Here is a 16,074-nt window from a genome sequence, read left to right on the forward strand (position 1 = left end):
GCACTCAACACCATCGACCCGGAACAATCCGATGCCCACTCCTGCCCCACTTCGTAGCATTGCTGTTTTCTCTGGTTCCAATTACGGCTTCAACCCCGACTATGTTGAAGGTGCCCAAGCCTTGGGTCGGGAAATCGCCAAACGCGGCCTGCGACTGGTCTATGGCGGCACCAACAAGGGTTTGATGGGCGTCATGGCCGATGCTGTGCTCGCCGAGGGAGGCGAAGTCATCGGCATCATTACTCGCCTGCTGTTCGACCTCGGGCATCTGCATGACGGCCTGACTCGGCATGAAGTGACGCAAGACATGCGCAGCCGAAAAACCCGCATGAGTGAATGGGCGGATGCATTCATTGCATTGCCTGGCGGCCTGGGGACCTTTGAAGAACTGTTTGAAGTCGCGACCCTGACTCAACTGGGTGAACACCACAAAGGTGTCGCTTGCCTGAACATCGGCGATTTTTTCAACCCGGTTCGCAGCCTTCTCGACCATGCCGTGAAAGAAGGCTTCATGAAAGCCGAACACAGCGAGATGCTGATCTTCAACACCGATCCGTCTGCGCTGATCGATGCACTTGAGCAGTGGCAAGCCCCTACCGTAACGAAATGGATTGGCCCTCCGGGTTCTTGAACTCCGGTCATTCTTCCAAGTACCTTTTTTCCAGGTGATCACGCTATGCATTTTCGAGTCGTTCGCGCAGAAACTCGATAAACCGTTGGGATTTCGCTGGCAACGAATTCGCGTCCGCATCCAACGCCTGGGTATCGTCAACGCCATGGACGATGAACACTTCGCCGCCGCGATCAAAGCCACGGGCCGTAAAAAACTCATCATTGCCGGTGTCACCAACGACGTCTGCACGGTCTATCCGGCGCTCAGCCTGGTGCACAATGGGTATGAAGTTCAGGTGGTTGCCGGCGGTGGCGGCTCACCGACTGTCATGGCCGAGGACATCGCCCTGCGGCGGATGGATAAAGGCGGCGTGACCCTGGCCACCACCAACCAGCTGATTGCCGAACTCGCCGGAAGCTGGGCCATCCCGGAAGGCGGGCAGTTGGTGCAAGTGCTGATGACAGTGCTTCAAAACTGAAGACTTCCGTGAGCGATTGGCGGAACTGCTATGCGTTGTTCTGCCAATCTTCGGTTGAGCAACGGGCATGTAAGCGTGAAATCCCGGCCAGCCTACGATCCAAAAAAAACGCTGAATCATGGGCTGTCCCCAAATCCAAACACCAACCCCCATCAGCGTAGGAGCTGCCGAAGGCTGCGATCTTTTGATCCTTGGCTCCGAATACACACCCATTCGCTACGAACGCAACACACCCATCGCCCGCCGATACTTCTCAATGCGTTCCAGATCCTCCCAGGACGGCTGGGCAATCCGCGACAAGTCGCTGTTCTCTTCCAGATCCGCCAGCTTCACCACCCGCCCGATCGGGTTCTGCGCCGCGCGCTCGACAAACGCCTCGTAGGACTCGCCCGGCACCTTGGTCACCGACTCGATCGCCGTCAGCACCGTTTCGCTGAAGCCTTCCTTGCGCAGATCCTCGAAGCTGATACCGCAGTCTTCGACCACATCATGCAGCACCGCAACGATGCGCTCTTCCAAAGTGTTCACCCGCATCATGACTTTAAGCGGATGCAGGATGTAAGGCGCTCCGCCCTTGTCCACCTGCCCTTCATGCGCAGCGGCGGCGATGGTAATGGCGCGTTCCAGTGTCTGACTCATGGGATTCTCCTCAGGTTAAGCGCCATAACGACCAGTGAAATGACCGCGCAGGCATCCTACAGCCCGGTTGTGGGCACCAAAATGGACATTTATATTCGACCTGTCGCTGACAGCAATCGGCGATAGGGTTTCGCAGCCCTCAAGATTGACACCAAAGTACCGTCAGGCATGATGCAGCCGGCTCCGACCGCATAATGTTTTATGGCGGTTGTGCGTGGGAGGCCTTCGGGTCTGCCGGGTCTTGGTGTAAATCGTCCGGTCTGCGAACCCGCGCACAGCTGCCACCCAATTTGTTTCGCAGCAGAAAGGTGGCAATTCTTCTTTTGTGAGGATTTACACCATGACAACACACCCGCCCCGCCGCTTCACCCCCATGTCCCAATTCGCCACGGACTACCCCGTCCTGCTCATCGACAGCGACGCCCCGCTACGCGAACTCCACAACTGCGTCAGCGAACGCCTCAACGCCGTCCTCAAATACCTGCACCTCATGGCCTGCACCAGCCTCCCCGACTACGCCGAAAACGACATCAACACCGTCACCAACATTGCGCGGATCCTGATTCAGGATGTGAACGATGTGTTTGGGGTGATTGAACAGCGTGGGTTTGATACGCCTCAGGGGCAGTGAACCCTTGTAAGCCGGATACCGGCCACCTGCCCAATTTTCAAAGCCCGCCCTGCGCGGGCTTTGTCGTATCCGCGGGCGCAAAACTGGTCGCAATCGGCAACTCCCAAGCTGACATAGCATCGACCCGACCACTCGTCGCCGAGGCGTAGGGCTACCCCTTGACTCCGATTGGCATCTGCGCGATTATTATTTGCATCGCATACGATCTAATCGCATACGACAATAAACACTCACCTATCGCAACGTTTGAGGATCCACCCCATGAGCAAGATCGAAAAAGTCCTGGCCTCCGGCAAGACTCACACCACGTTAAGCAACGCTGGCAACACTTCGCGTGGCCATAACGGCAGCCTCGACATCGAGCTCTCGTCGCCCGGCAACGCGAACCCGGCGCATGTATTCGCCGCCACCCAACCGCACCCACACGCCGAACAACTGTTCGCCGGGGCATGGTCGGCCTGTTACATCGCTGCGGTCGGGCTCGCGGCCAAGCAGATGAAAGTGACGCTTCCAGCCGATCTGTCCGTCGACATCGAGATCGATCTGGGCCAGACCGGTCCGGCCTACTTCCTCCAGGCCCGGTTCGATGTCCGTATACCAGGCGTGGCACACGACGTCGCGACGGCGATCGCGCACGCCGCGCACGAAATCTGCCCGTACTCGAAGGCGACTCGAGGCAACATCGACGTGGCCCTCAACGTGCTCACGGCTTGACGCACGGAGCGGTTATCACATAGCTAGGCATTTTTCTCACAGCATATATATCGTATGCGATTAAATCGCATACAAATTACAATTTTATTGAACCGTTCAGGTAATCATCCATGAGCAAGATCGAAAAAGTACTGGCCACTGGCAAAACCCATACCACCGCCAGCAGCGCGGGCACCACATCGCGCGGGCATAACGGCAGCCTCGACCTCGAGCTCTCGTCGCCCGGCAACGCGAAGCCCGCGCACGTGTTCGCCGCCACCCAGCCGCACCCGGCCGCCGAGCAACTGTTCGCCGGCGCATGGTCGGCCTGCTACACCGCCGCCGTCGGGCTCGTGGCCAATGATATGAACGTGGTGCTGCCGTCTGATCTGTCCGTCGATATTGAAGTCGATGTGGGTCAGACCGGTCCGGACTACTTCCTCCAGGCTCGGTTGACCCTCCGCGTGCCGGGCCTGGCGCACGACGTTGCGACGACGCTGGCGCACACCGCAGACCAAATCTGCCCGTACTCGAAGGCGACACGAGGCAACATTGACGTGGCCCTGAACGTGCTCACAGCATGATCACCGCGCGACCGGTTCGACGTTGCCATGCTCGTCGAACCGGCCGCCGGCCTCTGATCGCAACCCTGGATTCAACCCGGGGACTGAGCGTTTACCGGCCGGACACCCAAGGATGAAATTGACGTTCAGACGAGCGCAGGTAAATACTCGAATGCCAGGCAAAACCATTCTTGGTACATCAACCGACAACTGGCGACCCATTAACCTGCGGCACATTCAAAAGGTAAGTTCACTGATGGGAAGGACCGTAATATGACGAAGCGAACTGAAACTGCCATTCTGGCCGGTGGCTGCTTCTGGGGCATGCAGGATTTGCTAAGGCGATACCCAGGCGTGCTGTCTACGCGGGTGGGCTACACGGGCGGTGATGTACCCAACGCTACCTACCGCAACCATGGCACCCATGCAGAAGCGATCGAGATCGAATTCGATCCGGAGCAGATCAGCTATCGCCAGATCCTCGAGTTTTTCTTCCAGATCCACGACCCGACGACAACAGATCGTCAGGGTAACGATAGGGGTACAAGTTACCGCTCGGCGCTCTTCTATTTCGACAATGAGCAGAAGCAGGTGGCCGAGGACACAGTGGCCGACGTTGATGCATCCGGTCTCTGGCCCGGCAAGGTCGTCACTGAGATCATGCCCGCAGGCCCGTTCTGGGAGGCAGAGCCGGAGCATCAGGACTACCTCGAACAATACCCCAACGGTTACACGTGCCATTTCATTCGGCCAGACTGGAAACTGCCGAAACGAGGCTGATGGTGAGACCAAGCCGCTGTTATGCCTGGGTTCCAGCGACGGAACCCAAGGTCGGCGCATAAGGCGTTATGCATTGAAAAAAAACGCGACACCCATTAGCCAGTCTCATTTTTCCGGGGGCCGGACATTGGTTGATGGAAGCGGCGCCAACCCAGACTATTCGAGCGATTCGCGACTTCATCGCGCAGTGACGCGTCGAAATCTCGCAAGGGGAAGTTCTTGCAGGTAGACGCTTTCTCTGGATTTACGATCCGCACGTGGCAGGTCGGGCCATGGGTCCTTTTCACGCAGACCACAATCTGTTCCATCGGCGAAGTCAAAGATTGCAGTCGTTATCATCACAAGGGTAGTATTGAGAACGATTCACACTAACATCTGGAACGCCAACGGGTGCAACCTCTTTCGACCAGCAAGCTGGGCTTCTTTTTCAGCGCTCACCATCGTTGGCTGCTGCAGCATATACAGCGCCGTATGCGCAATCACGCGGACGCCGAGGACACCGCCGCCGATACGTTTTGCCAGATGCTGGTGGCCCGGGTTGATCCCGACAGCATCGAACAACCTCGTGCTTACCTTTCGACTATCGCTCGACGACTGATTTTCGATCGTCATCGCCGGCGCAAGCTGGAATTGGCCTACCTGGAACGCCTGTCCACTCTGCCCGAAGCGCTGGCGCCCTCCCCCGAAGAACAGTTGCAGCTGATCGAAGCTCTGGTCGCCATCGACCGGGCGATCGACGGTTTGCCCATGGTCGTCAAGGCGACCTTCCTCTACAGCCAACTGGACGGTCTGAGTTACGTGGCGATTGCGCAGAAGTTGGGGCTGTCGGAACGCACGGTCAGCCGTTACATGAAACAGGCGTTGCGTCAGTGCTACCTGAGCGAATTATCGCCATGAGCAAGCTGCGCCTGGACCCTGTCAGCGAACAGGCCATTGACTGGATGGTCAAGCTACGTGCCGGTACGCCCGATGCCACGCTGCAAGAGCATTTCAACGCCTGGCTGAGCATGGACCCCGCGCACGCCCAGGCCTGGGAAAAATTGCAGGAACGTCTTGGTGGTTCCTTCAACACGGTTCGCTCCCTGGATCGACGTTTGCCCGGCCAGGCCGGCGAAGCCCGCAAACTGCTGCTGCAGCCCCAGGGTTCGCGGCGCGACGCACTCCGGGTGATCGCCGGTTTGGGGGTGCTCGGTGGCGGTTTGTGGCTGGGTGCTCGCAGCCCGCTGGGCGACTCGCTGTTGGCCGATCTGCACACCGGGCGCGGCCAGCGTCAGGACTTCAATCTGGCCGACGGCAGTCGCCTGAGCCTTAACGCCGAAAGCGCAGTGGATTTGCATTTCGATGAAAAGCAAAGGCTGGTGATTCTGCGTCACGGCGAACTGGTGATTGAGGTGGCCGGCGATCCCCAGCGTCCACTGCGCGTGCGTACCGCCCAAGGTGAAATACGCGCATTGGGCACGCGTTTCCTGGTCGCTCAGGAGCAAGACGCCAGTCGAGTGGTGGTACTCCAGCATTCGGTCCAGGCCCGGCTGTTCGGCGGCACAACGCTTGACCTGCAAGAAGGTCAGTCGGCCTTGCTGTATGCCGGGAAAATCAGCCCCGTTGCCGGCGACCAGCGCCATCGCGGCGACTGGCTCAGCGGGCGACTGAACGTGCTGGACGATCCCCTGGAGCAGGTGATCGGTGCTCTGCGCCCTTACAGTCGGGGTTTTGTGCGCATTGCCCCCGAGGTTCGCAACTTGCGCGTTCAGGGCGTATTCCCGCTCAACGACCCTGATCGGGCCTTCACCGCTCTGGCTGAAACCCTGCCAATCCGGGTAGATCGCTACGGCCCCTGGTTGACGCTGATTCGTGCGAAATAGTCCTGCTGATGAAATATTTTTGAAAATCACTCTCATTCGTGTCCGGTTTTCATTTCTCATCCCACCTATCTCCTGACACTTCCACACGATCAGGAGAATGCTGTGTTCAACCCGTGGCCCCATGCCCTTTCCGTCGCCGTTGTCCTGGCAACCCTGGCGAGCCCTGCCCTGGCGCAGGCGCAAAACCTGACCTTCAACCTGCCGGCCGGTCCACTCGCCAGCACGTTGAACGCCATCGCCAGCCAGCGCGGGCATATCGTTTCATTGGAACCCTCGCTGGTTCAGGGCAAACAGGCACCGGCAGTGAACGGCCAGATGCCCCCTGAACAGGCAATGCGCAGGGCGCTGGCTGGCAGCGGTCTGCAGTTGCGTGTCACCGAGCAAGGCAACTTCAGCGTCGAGCCAGCCACGGACAGCGATGCGGCGCTGCAACTGGGCGTCACCACCATCGTCGAACACAGCGCCGACGCCACCACCGAAGGCTCGGGCTCCTACGCCGCGCGGGCGGTGACCATCGGCAAGGGCACCCACACGCTCAAGGAAATTCCGCAGTCGGTCACCGTGATGACCCGCAAACAAATGGACGACCAGGGCCTGACTGACCTCAAAGACGCAGCCAACCAGACCACCGGACTGGTAGGGGTTCAGGGTGTGGGCAAAGGCATGATCCTGACCTCGCGCGGTTTCCAGATCGATGACTGGCAGTACGATGGCGTGCCGATCCCGCGCAACACCTACGCGCTGGGCAACTGGGCCACGCAGGACCTGATCTTCTTCGATCGCATGGAAGTGTTGCGCGGTGCATCCGGATTGCTTCAGGGCACCGGCAGCCCCGGCGGTGCGATCAACCTCGTACGCAAACGCGGCCAGAACGCACCGACCGTGACCCTCACCGGCAAGGCTGGCACCTGGGATCACTACGGCCTGCAACTGGACGCCGGCGGGCCGCTGAACCAGACCGGCACCGTGCGCGGACGCTTCGTTGCCGACGAGGATCAGAGCGATTCATTTATCGACTACGAATGGAGCAAGACCCACTCGCTGTATGGCGCTCTGGACATCGATCTACGCGACGACACCACCCTGGGCCTGGCAGTCAGCCACTCTGACGCCGAATCGCGGCCGATGCTGCGTGGCCTGCCACGCTACGCTAACGGCGACCCGGTCGACGTGTCGCGTTCAACCTACACCGGCGCTCGCTGGAACCATTCGGACATCGACGTCACCACCGTCTATGCCGATCTGGAGCATCGCTTCAACGATGACTGGGCCTTCAAGGTTGGCGCAGTGCGCATGAGTGAAGACAACGCATCCACCCACCAGCGCGTGCAAACCTCCGGGGCCGGTCTCAACGCCGACGGCAGTGGCGTGCAATACGCCGATTGGGTCACCGACTTCGACTCCACCAAGATCGGTCTGGACATGAACCTGACCGGGCATTTTGAAGCCTTGTCCATGCAGCAAGAAATCATGCTCGGCGGCAATTACGCCAAGATGACCACGGATGACCGTTACGCGCGAACCTTCAATAACAGCCGCGACAGCATTTTTGGTATCGACCACGACCGCCCCGAAATCAGCTACGACGGTTTGCTCAATACCGCTGGCGGCCGAGCGACCACCAGCCAGTACGACATACGCCAGAAAGGCCTGTACGGCAGCTGGCGAATCAAGCCATTCGAGCCGCTGACCCTGGTACTCGGCTCCCGGGTCAGCTGGTACGACTACAGCTACACGTCTGCGAACCAGGCGGCATTTACCAACCTTTCTATCGCCAATGCTCCAAGTACCACGAACGAAACCGGGGAAGTCACGCCCTACGCCGGCATCGTCTACGACCTGAACCGCGAATGGGCGGTCTATGCCAGCTACACCGACGTGTTCGAACCACAGACCGCACGCACTGCGAGCGGCTCGGTGCTCAAACCGGTGATCGGCAGCAACTACGAAGTCGGCCTCAAGGGCGAGCTGATGGATGGCCGGGTCAATACCTCCCTGGCCGTGTTCCGCTACGACCAGGAAAACCGTGCCGTCAACGACGTCGCCTCGGGCTTCGCCTGCGACGGTTGGTACTGCTCGACGGCCGCGGGGAAAGTTCGCAGCCAGGGGATCGAGGCAGAAATCAGCGGCGAAGTGCTCAGCGGTTTGCAATTGTTCGCCGGCTACACCTACAACACCACCAAATACCTCGAAGACCCCGTCGACGAAGGCAGAGTCTTCAGCCAATGGACGCCAAAACACATGCTGCGGGTCTGGAGCGACTACCAGTTCACTGGCGACTGGAACCGAGTCAGCACCGGCCTGGGCTTCACCACCCAAAGTCACACCCTGGGTTATGAACGAACTTACCAGGTGCCGGGTTACACCGTATGGAACGCCCGCCTCGGGTACCAACTCACCCCCGAGATCGGTCTGGCGCTCAACGCTAATAACCTGTTCGACAAGCACTACTACATGGCGGGGTACAACCAACTTAATGGCAACAACAACTTTGGTGATCCGCGAAACGTCATGTTCAGCGTGAAATACACCCCCTCGTTTTAGCAACGAAGCATGTGGCACTTACGCTAGGGAACCTGGCAGGTCGAGCCTTGCTTGATGCCTGCCAGAGACTTGCTCAGGTCACGAACCATGATTATCGGGATCGCAAGCGAAACCCCCTAAGCCAGAACAACGCATTCGCACAATCGGGCCAAGAGCGGCGTTCTCATCACTCGTGCAAGGGGGGCCAATTCAGGCGTCGCCCATTGGGCCTGCTCCTCGCGGATTATTTCGGCTGGCTCGTCGACCTCGCGGTGCCTGCCGAGTGCGAGGCGTTGCAAGCCTGGCACTCGAGAATGCAGGAACGTCCAAGCGTACAAAACTGTGTGACGATGTCAGACCCAACCAAGACGTCCGTTTGAAATCGAGTTCTCGACCGGCCCCTGCGATCCAACCGGTCGAGAGTCGGCAGTCTTCGCGGCCAGAAGTGGACTATCACGCAGATCCTATGGGGCTGCTTCAGCGTTGCAAGGCTGACTCGAACGAGCCTGGCGTGAGATTGCGAACAGATTCCGGCGCGGTTGTCGCGCAAGCTACCGGGGCGTGCAGCGCGGACTATTGGTCTGCCTTTCTCCCAGACCGGCCATCTCCTTTGGCCTGGCGAGCGCTGCGGCGCAGTTCTTGTGGCGTGCGCCCAATGACTCGCACGAAGCAGCGCAGCATGTGATCGGCATCGCCGAATCCGAAGCCCCTGGCGATCCCCTCGAAAGTTTGATGCCCGTCCTCAACCAGCGACCTCGCTGCCTCGATACGAAGGCGCTCGATAGCTTTCGCCGGCGTCACCCCGATGGATGCCGCGAACACGCGGCCAAACTGACGTACGCTCATATGCGCGACTTCTGCCAGGCGCTCAACTGACAGATCATCGCGCAGATGATCGCGCGCATAGCTCAGCACCGTGCGGATGCGATCTGAGCCAGGGTCGAAATCCAGCAGCGAAGAGAACTGATGCTGACCACCTGGCCGCCGATAGTAGACAACCAGCATGCGTGCGATGGAGCGCGCCACCTCCTTGCCCAGGTCCTGCTCGATCATGGCCAAGGCCATGTCGATGCCAGCCGACATGCCTGCTGACGTCCAGACATTCCCATCCTCGGTCCAGATTCGATCTCCGTCCACGCGCAGCGACGGATAGCGAGCTTGCAATTGTGGCGCGTAGTTCCAATGCGTGGTCGCGACACGACCGTCGAGCAGGCCGCTCTCGGCTAGCACGAAGGCGCCGGTACAGACGCTGGCAGTGCGGCGCGAGCGCAAGGACATCTGCCGGATCGCAGCCGCCATCGGCACTATCCAGTCACCGACCGGAACGGCTGGCGCGCCGACGATGATGAGAGTGTCGAGGCGGTCGACAACTTGCAATGCCTGGGTCGTGACCTGCAGTCCGCCTGAGGCGCAAATCAATCCGCCCTCAAGCGAAGCGAACGTGAATCGATAGCCCGAAGGGCGAGCACGATTTGCGTTGGAGAAGGCTTCGAGCGGGCCACTCAGATCCAGCAATACGAACCCTGAATAGACCAGGAAACAAACGTGACGCGGCATGACCTGACCGCCAAAAGTCTGGCTGAAGAGTCATTAGACGCCGCCCCTGTTTGGAACGTCAACGGGTGCAACAACGGGGCTCGGCCCTTGCCAGACTAACGCGCCCGCCTCTCTCAAGGCGGCTGCGTCAGTCGGCTGAAATCTAGGGATAAACGTCCTTTTCGTAGCTTCTTCTCGCCGTACCGTAGACGCGCCACTTCCACTTTGAGGACACGAAAATGACCTTCAACAGAACTCATCCCAAGAGAATGATCTCCTACGCCACCTTGTTGGGAGCCATCCTGATGGCGCCTGGCATCGGCTTCGCCGCCGAGACCCCCTACGCCGATCCGGTCAAGCCCGCACTCCCGGCCTCCACCTTTCAATGGGATCAAAGTCGAACTGCTCTGGTCGTGATCGACCCGCAGATCGACTTCATGAGCCCAGAGGGTGCAGGCTGGCCGGTCTTTGGTGAGAGCGTTACCGAGCAAAATCTAGTCCCGAATCTGCACCGGCTTTTCGCGGCGTTTAAGAAGTCCGGAACGACCGTAGCCATCTCGCCGCACTACTACTATCCCCACGATCATAAATGGAAGTACGAGGCGCCGGCGGAGACCGTTCAGCACACGCTTGGCCTCTTCGATCGCAAGGGCGCCTTGACGCTGGATGGGTTCCGTAACTCGGGTGCCGATTTCATGCCGCAGTTCAAGCCCTTCATCGAAGACGGCAAGACCATCGTCGCATCACCGCACAAGTTGTATGGCCCGCAAAGCAACGACTTGATGCTGCAGCTGCATAAGCAGCGGATCGACAAGATCGTCCTTGCCGGCATGGCCTCCAACCTGTGCGTCGAATCGCACCTTCGCGAGTTTCTGGAGCGCGGTTTCGAGGTGGTTGTCGTGCGTGACGCCGTCGCCGGCCCAAAGCTTCCTGACGGCGACGGATACGGTAGCGCACTGGTCGACTTCCGCTACATCGCCAACGATGTGGTAACCACCGACGAGGTAGTGGACAAGCTGGAAGGACGCTGACCATGGGGTCGACCAACCTCCCGACCAGACACGGGAGCCCTGGCGGCTCCCGTGCTGACTGAATAAGACCGATTTCACGGATGACCTACGGGCGATCACCGTACCTACCTTGGTAATGCACGGTGACTACGCCCAGATCGTTCCCATTGCCGACTCCGCGCTGTCAGGAGTCACTGTTGCCCGGTGCCGTGTACTCAGCAAGCGATGACGCAAGCCGTGCAATGGCATTCCGATCGCCTTGGTTAAGGCGGCGGTAATTCTCAATGACTCTGGTTTCTTCATCAGGCAGATCTTCTTTAAAACGGGACTTCTTCCCCGTCAAAAGGTAGAGAACGTCCACTCCCCTGATTGCGATGGCCGTCAAGTAGTCGGCCCTGGGAAACCGGGATCCCTTCTCGTACTTGCTTTGGGCGTTTGCCAAAACCCCTCCCAGAGCGCCGAACTCTTGCTGGGAGAGGCCTAGAGCCATGCGTTCCTCTTTCAGTCGCCTACCGAACATCTTCATTTTAGTAGCCTGCTCCATGAGTTCGGTTAAAAATCATAGCTTATCGAATATGGCTGCGCCGGCTCGAATATGAGCGCACAAGAGCAGCTAGGGATTGCGCCCTCACACTTGCTCACTGATCGTGTGAATGCAGGTGGTGGTGCGCAGCAATGGTATTGATCCCTGATAGAAGGCTCAATATTTTTCCAGCTCGCTCACTAACATAAGTGGAAACGAGCGCGGCTCGAAAAGGGTACATCGGAGGTTGATCAGAATGGACACGCAGAAGCTTAAACTCGCCGCCCGCGTGCTGATAGACGCCATGATTGAAGAACTCGATGAAGACGATCGATTGTATGAGAAGGGCTTTGCGGATGGTTACATCGCCAGCCCTTCGGCTGGCTTACAAACGACGGTGACACACCTCTGCTGAACCGCTCATGGAACGACCCATCCGCACCCAGTGCCTTAAAACCTGCGATTTCTCTCAAGAATCGCCTGCATACCATTGATATATATTGATTTTTTACAGCACCTGCGTCTGTTTTTACGTTTGTATTTCAAAAAACTAGACTGTAGCAAACACTACACATATACTCTTCTAAGCAAATGTGAAGCAAAACAAACACACCCATAAGAAAACGCCCACATGACAAATTTGCGAGAACAACTCACGGATGCCGCGCTGAACCCAACGCCTTCCGAACGCAAGGTGATTCGCGCGTTACTAGACCACTACCCGCGTAGCGGGTTGGGGCCTATGGCCAAGCTGGCTGAACATGCCGGCGTCAGCGATCCGACCATCGTGCGCCTGGTCAGGAAGTTAGGTTTCGGTGGCTATGCCGACTTTCAGGACGCCTTACTCAGTGAGATGGACCACCGTCTGCGGTCCCCTGTCACACTCTTGCAACCCCGCGCGCACTCATCCCAAGACGATGCCTGGACGAGCTACTTGAATGAGTGCAGCCGTACCCTGCAAGAAACCCAGGCACTGACCCAGCCTGAAGATGTGCGCGTGCTGGTAGATCTGATACTCGATACCCGCCATCAGCTTTTTTGCTTCGGTGGACGCCTCAGCAGTTTCCTTGCCGGCTACATGGTGAGTCACCTGCGCCTGCTGCGCCCGGGTTGCCATGCACTGGAAGACAACGCCCAACTGCCGGACCGGCTATACGACGTCCAGCGCCAGGACATTGTCCTGCTGTTCGACTACCGCCGCTATCAAACCCAAGCCCTTCGCGTCGCCAACGCCGCCAAGGCACGCGGTGCACGCCTTGTACTTTTCACGGACATCTACGCCTCGCCCTTGCGCGAACTCGCAGACCTGGTCATCAGCGCCCCCGTTGAATCCATTTCTGCCTTCGACACGATGGTGCCGGCGCTCGCACAAGTAGAAGCCCTGATTGCCGCTCTCACACTGCGCAGCACTGACCCGGAAGATCGACTGGAAGGCATCGACAAGCTGCGCACCAGTTTCGCCGCCCACCTCCTCGAGGAAAAATAATAATGTTCACACTCCCTCATCATTCACCACGTGACCTTCCTTATGTGCACGGCCATACCGCCCTGTTGCTGGTAGACATGCAACGTGCCTGGCTGGACCCGCAACTCGATCCACATTTGCAGGGTCCTCAAGCGGAATATTTTCTGACACGTACCCAGGCCAAGGTGATACCAAACCAGCAACGGCTACTCAAGGCGATGCGCGAAGCGAATCAGAATGTGCTCCATACCATCATCGAAAGCCTCACGGCCGACGGGCGTGATCGCTCGCTGGACCACAAGCTGTCGGACATGCACCTTCCCAAGGGCAGCTACCCCGCCGGCATCATCGACGAGCTGGCCGCCGGTGAGAACGAGGTGATCCTGCCCAAGACGTCATCAGGTGTTTTCAACTCGACCAACATCGATTACGTACTGCGCAACCTGGAAACCCGTCATTTGATTATCGCGGGCATTGTCACCGATCAGTGCGTGGACATGGCGGTTCGTGACGCAGCGGATCGCGGCTACCTGGTGACGCTGGTCGAAGACGCTTGTGCCACCTACACATCGGCACGGCACCAGGCGTGCCTTGAAGCAATCAAAGGCTATTGCTGGATCACTGACACCGAGACAGTTATCAAGCGCCTGCAGGAGATGCAAGCATGAATCGGCCCACACCTGGCAATGGCCTGATTACGCCCATTGCGATGACGACGATCGTCACCACCGATTTGATCGGCATCACGCGCGGCCGTTCATTTCCCACCGACGAACTTGAAAGCTATCAAGCCAGCGGCTGTGGCTGGGTACCGGCCAACAGTGCGCTCACCCCACAGGATGTAGTGGCCGACAATAATCCTTGGGGGGCTTACGGCGACTTGCGGTTGATACCAGACATGAACTCGCGCGTTCAGGTACCCAATGGTCCCGACGCCAATGCGCCTGCACTGGACTACGTTCATGCCGATATCTGTGAAACCGATGGTCGGCCTTGGGCTGCGTGCCCGCGCACGCTGTTGCGCAATGAAGTCGAACGCTACCGCGATGAACTGGGTCTGGATGTCACGGCCGCATTCGAACATGAATTCAACCTCGGCGAGCTTGATACACAGCCATCGCACCGTGCATTCTCACTTGGTGCGCAGCACCACGCGGCCAACTTCGGCGGCTGGCTGCTCAGTGCCTTGAGGGCCGCCGGGGTCGAGCCTGAAATGTTCCTGCCCGAGTACGGCAAGGCGCAGTACGAAATCACCTGTCGCCCCACACAAGGCGTTGCCGCCGCCGACCGGGCCGTGAACGTTCGCGAAATCACCCGCGAGATCGCTCGCCAGATGGGCCTGGACATCAGCTTCTCGCCCAAACTTGAAGAGCACGGTGTCAGCAACGGTGTGCACCTGCATATCAGCCTGCAGGATCAAGACGGCACCCCGGTGATGTATGACCCCGAACATACCAATGGCTTGTCGACATTGGGACAGCATTGGGCTGCAGGTGTGTTGAAGTACTTGCCGGCGTTGTGTGCCTTCAGCGCTCCGACACCCATTTCCTATTTGCGCTTGAAACCCCACCACTGGAGTGCGTCCTACGCCTGCCTGGGCCAACGCAACCGCGAAGCCTCGTTGCGCATTTGCCCAACGATCACCATTGGCGGCAAATCACCGGCTAAACAGTACAACCTCGAGTTTCGGCCACTCGACGCAACGTCTTCGCCACACTTGAGCATGGCAACCGTGCTGATGGCCGGTCGGCTGGGCATAGAACAGAAGCTCGCGTTGAACGCCACCACCGATGAAGAGCCCGACACCCTGACCGACGAACAACGGGAGGCTCGCAATATCATCGCCCTGCCGGGCACGCTTGGTGAAGCGCTGGCTTGCTTGCGCCAGAGTAAGGAGCTGTTCGAAGCGCTGCCAAAACTCATGATGGACGCTTACTTCGCGGTCAAGACTCAGGAGCTCAAATCGACAGAACCATTCACACCTGCTGAACTATGTGAACACTATGCCCGCCTTTATTGAAACCCCAGAGCATGGCTTGTACAGCGAGCCGGTTTACGCCCTGAGCCAAGAGCACTCCGAGCACCCGGTGATCTTGGTGTGTGAACATGCAAGCCCCTACATTCCGGCGCAATTGGAACGTCTGGGGTTGAGCGCGGAGGCGGCACGCGAGCATATCGCTTGGGACATCGGCGCCCACGCCCTGGCGCAACAGCTGTCAAAAACCCTTGGTGCGACCCTGATATCAGCGGGTTATTCACGCCTGCTGATTGACCTGAATCGCCCCCTCGAGGCGCCTGACAGCATTCCAGAGCGCAGTGAAGTCTACGAGGTGGTCGGCAACCAGAATCTAGACGATGCCACACGCCAATATCGACGAGACTGCCTGTTCACCCCTTTTCATCAAAAACTCAGTGCGTTGATCGACGCCAGGGTCGCCGCAGGCCGAGCCGTACGAATCATTGGGATCCACAGCTTCACCCCGATGTACTTTGGCCAGCCACGCACCCTGGAAATCGGCGTGTTGTACGCCCGTGCTCATGCCTATGCCCATCGGTTGCTCGAAGGCCTGGCGGCACAGGGCCTGAAGGTGGCGGCAAATCAACCGTATGAAATCAACCCTCTCGAGGATATGACCGTCCCCTTTCACGGTGACAAACGCGGCATTGATGCTGCGCTGATCGAGGTCAGAAACGACCTGCTGCGGACACCGGATGCCGTTCAGTCATGGTCAGATGTACTGGCTCCACTGCTCTAAAC

General features: G+C 58.7%; 17 protein-coding genes and 2 pseudogenes. 16 read left to right on the top strand and 3 right to left on the bottom strand.

Annotated elements, in window-relative coordinates:
• Positions 1–31 precede the first annotated feature (31 nt).
• Positions 32–631: a TIGR00730 family Rossman fold protein gene (locus F8N85_RS26500; protein WP_150806469.1), complete on the top strand. Its 600-nt coding sequence runs from the start codon at positions 32–34 to the stop codon at positions 629–631.
• Positions 632–746: 115 nt separating this feature from the next.
• Positions 747–1,091: pseudogene (locus F8N85_RS26505) on the top strand (isochorismatase family protein); the annotation flags it as partial.
• 216 nt (positions 1,092–1,307) lie between these two features.
• Here the strand turns inward: F8N85_RS26505 and F8N85_RS26510 are convergent.
• Positions 1,308–1,730, bottom strand: coding sequence for an HD domain-containing protein (locus F8N85_RS26510; protein ID WP_150806470.1), 423 nt, complete (start codon positions 1,728–1,730; stop codon positions 1,308–1,310).
• A 340-nt stretch (positions 1,731–2,070) separates the two neighbouring features.
• On the opposite strand from F8N85_RS26510, the gene F8N85_RS26515 reads away from it, so the two are divergent.
• From F8N85_RS26515 to F8N85_RS26545, 7 genes are all read left to right on the top strand, one after another.
• Entirely contained in the window at positions 2,071–2,361 is a 291-nt protein-coding gene (locus F8N85_RS26515) for a fructose-bisphosphate aldolase (RefSeq protein WP_150806471.1), read from the top strand.
• Between the two features lie 261 nt (positions 2,362–2,622).
• Positions 2,623–3,075: an Ohr family peroxiredoxin gene (locus F8N85_RS26520; protein WP_150806472.1), complete on the top strand. Its 453-nt coding sequence runs from the start codon at positions 2,623–2,625 to the stop codon at positions 3,073–3,075.
• A gap of 110 nt (positions 3,076–3,185) precedes the next feature.
• Positions 3,186–3,638 carry an Ohr family peroxiredoxin gene (locus tag F8N85_RS26525; protein WP_150806473.1) on the top strand — a complete coding sequence of 151 codons (453 nt, stop codon included), beginning with the start codon at positions 3,186–3,188 and terminating at the stop codon, positions 3,636–3,638.
• 252 nt (positions 3,639–3,890) lie between these two features.
• On the top strand, positions 3,891–4,397 hold the full coding sequence (msrA, locus tag F8N85_RS26530) for a peptide-methionine (S)-S-oxide reductase MsrA (RefSeq protein WP_150806474.1): 507 nt from the start codon (positions 3,891–3,893) through the stop codon (positions 4,395–4,397).
• A 390-nt stretch (positions 4,398–4,787) separates the two neighbouring features.
• Positions 4,788–5,294 (top strand): sigma-70 family RNA polymerase sigma factor, encoded by a 507-nt coding sequence (locus F8N85_RS26535; RefSeq protein WP_150806475.1) that lies wholly within the window; start codon positions 4,788–4,790, stop codon positions 5,292–5,294.
• Positions 5,291–6,259 carry a FecR domain-containing protein gene (locus F8N85_RS26540; protein WP_150806476.1) on the top strand — a complete coding sequence of 323 codons (969 nt, stop codon included), beginning with the start codon at positions 5,291–5,293 and terminating at the stop codon, positions 6,257–6,259. Before F8N85_RS26535 ends, F8N85_RS26540 begins: the two co-directional genes overlap by 4 nt.
• Before the next feature lie 102 nt (positions 6,260–6,361).
• On the top strand, positions 6,362–8,803 hold the full coding sequence (locus F8N85_RS26545) for a TonB-dependent siderophore receptor (protein WP_150806477.1): 2,442 nt from the start codon (positions 6,362–6,364) through the stop codon (positions 8,801–8,803).
• Between the two features lie 552 nt (positions 8,804–9,355).
• Here F8N85_RS26545 and F8N85_RS26555 read toward each other — a convergent pair.
• Complete coding sequence (locus tag F8N85_RS26555; RefSeq protein ID WP_150806478.1) at positions 9,356–10,339, bottom strand: GlxA family transcriptional regulator; 984 nt, start codon at positions 10,337–10,339, stop codon at positions 9,356–9,358.
• Between the two features lie 218 nt (positions 10,340–10,557).
• Here F8N85_RS26555 and F8N85_RS26560 point away from each other — a divergent pair, with 218 nt between their 5' ends.
• Entirely contained in the window at positions 10,558–11,349 is a 792-nt protein-coding gene (locus F8N85_RS26560) for a cysteine hydrolase (protein ID WP_150806479.1), read from the top strand.
• A gap of 61 nt (positions 11,350–11,410) precedes the next feature.
• Positions 11,411–11,509 (top strand): annotated as a pseudogene (locus tag F8N85_RS26565) (alpha/beta fold hydrolase); the annotation flags it as partial.
• Between the two features lie 3 nt (positions 11,510–11,512).
• Here F8N85_RS26565 and F8N85_RS26570 read toward each other — a convergent pair.
• Positions 11,513–11,854: a helix-turn-helix domain-containing protein gene (locus F8N85_RS26570; RefSeq protein ID WP_150806480.1), complete on the bottom strand. Its 342-nt coding sequence runs from the start codon at positions 11,852–11,854 to the stop codon at positions 11,513–11,515.
• 253 nt (positions 11,855–12,107) lie between these two features.
• On the opposite strand from F8N85_RS26570, the gene F8N85_RS34645 reads away from it, so the two are divergent.
• From F8N85_RS34645 to F8N85_RS26590, 5 genes are all read left to right on the top strand, one after another.
• Entirely contained in the window at positions 12,108–12,266 is a 159-nt protein-coding gene (locus F8N85_RS34645; RefSeq protein ID WP_191636267.1) for a hypothetical protein, read from the top strand.
• Positions 12,267–12,482: 216 nt separating this feature from the next.
• Complete coding sequence (locus F8N85_RS26575; RefSeq protein WP_150806481.1) at positions 12,483–13,337, top strand: MurR/RpiR family transcriptional regulator; 855 nt, start codon at positions 12,483–12,485, stop codon at positions 13,335–13,337.
• A 2-nt stretch (positions 13,338–13,339) separates the two neighbouring features.
• Positions 13,340–13,984: an isochorismatase family cysteine hydrolase gene (locus F8N85_RS26580; RefSeq protein ID WP_150806482.1), complete on the top strand. Its 645-nt coding sequence runs from the start codon at positions 13,340–13,342 to the stop codon at positions 13,982–13,984.
• Entirely contained in the window at positions 13,981–15,336 is a 1,356-nt protein-coding gene (locus F8N85_RS26585; protein ID WP_150806483.1) for a glutamine synthetase family protein, read from the top strand. Before F8N85_RS26580 ends, F8N85_RS26585 begins: the two co-directional genes overlap by 4 nt.
• The gene (locus tag F8N85_RS26590) at positions 15,320–16,072 is read left to right on the top strand and encodes an N-formylglutamate amidohydrolase (RefSeq protein ID WP_150806484.1); all 753 of its coding nucleotides are present in this window, start codon (positions 15,320–15,322) and stop codon (positions 16,070–16,072) included. The genes F8N85_RS26585 and F8N85_RS26590 overlap by 17 nt, the downstream gene beginning before the upstream one ends.
• The last annotated feature ends 2 nt before the right edge of the window (positions 16,073–16,074 follow it).

The organism is Pseudomonas fluorescens (assembly GCF_902497875.1).
GTDB classification, from domain to species: domain Bacteria; phylum Pseudomonadota; class Gammaproteobacteria; order Pseudomonadales; family Pseudomonadaceae; genus Aquipseudomonas; species Aquipseudomonas fluorescens_BR.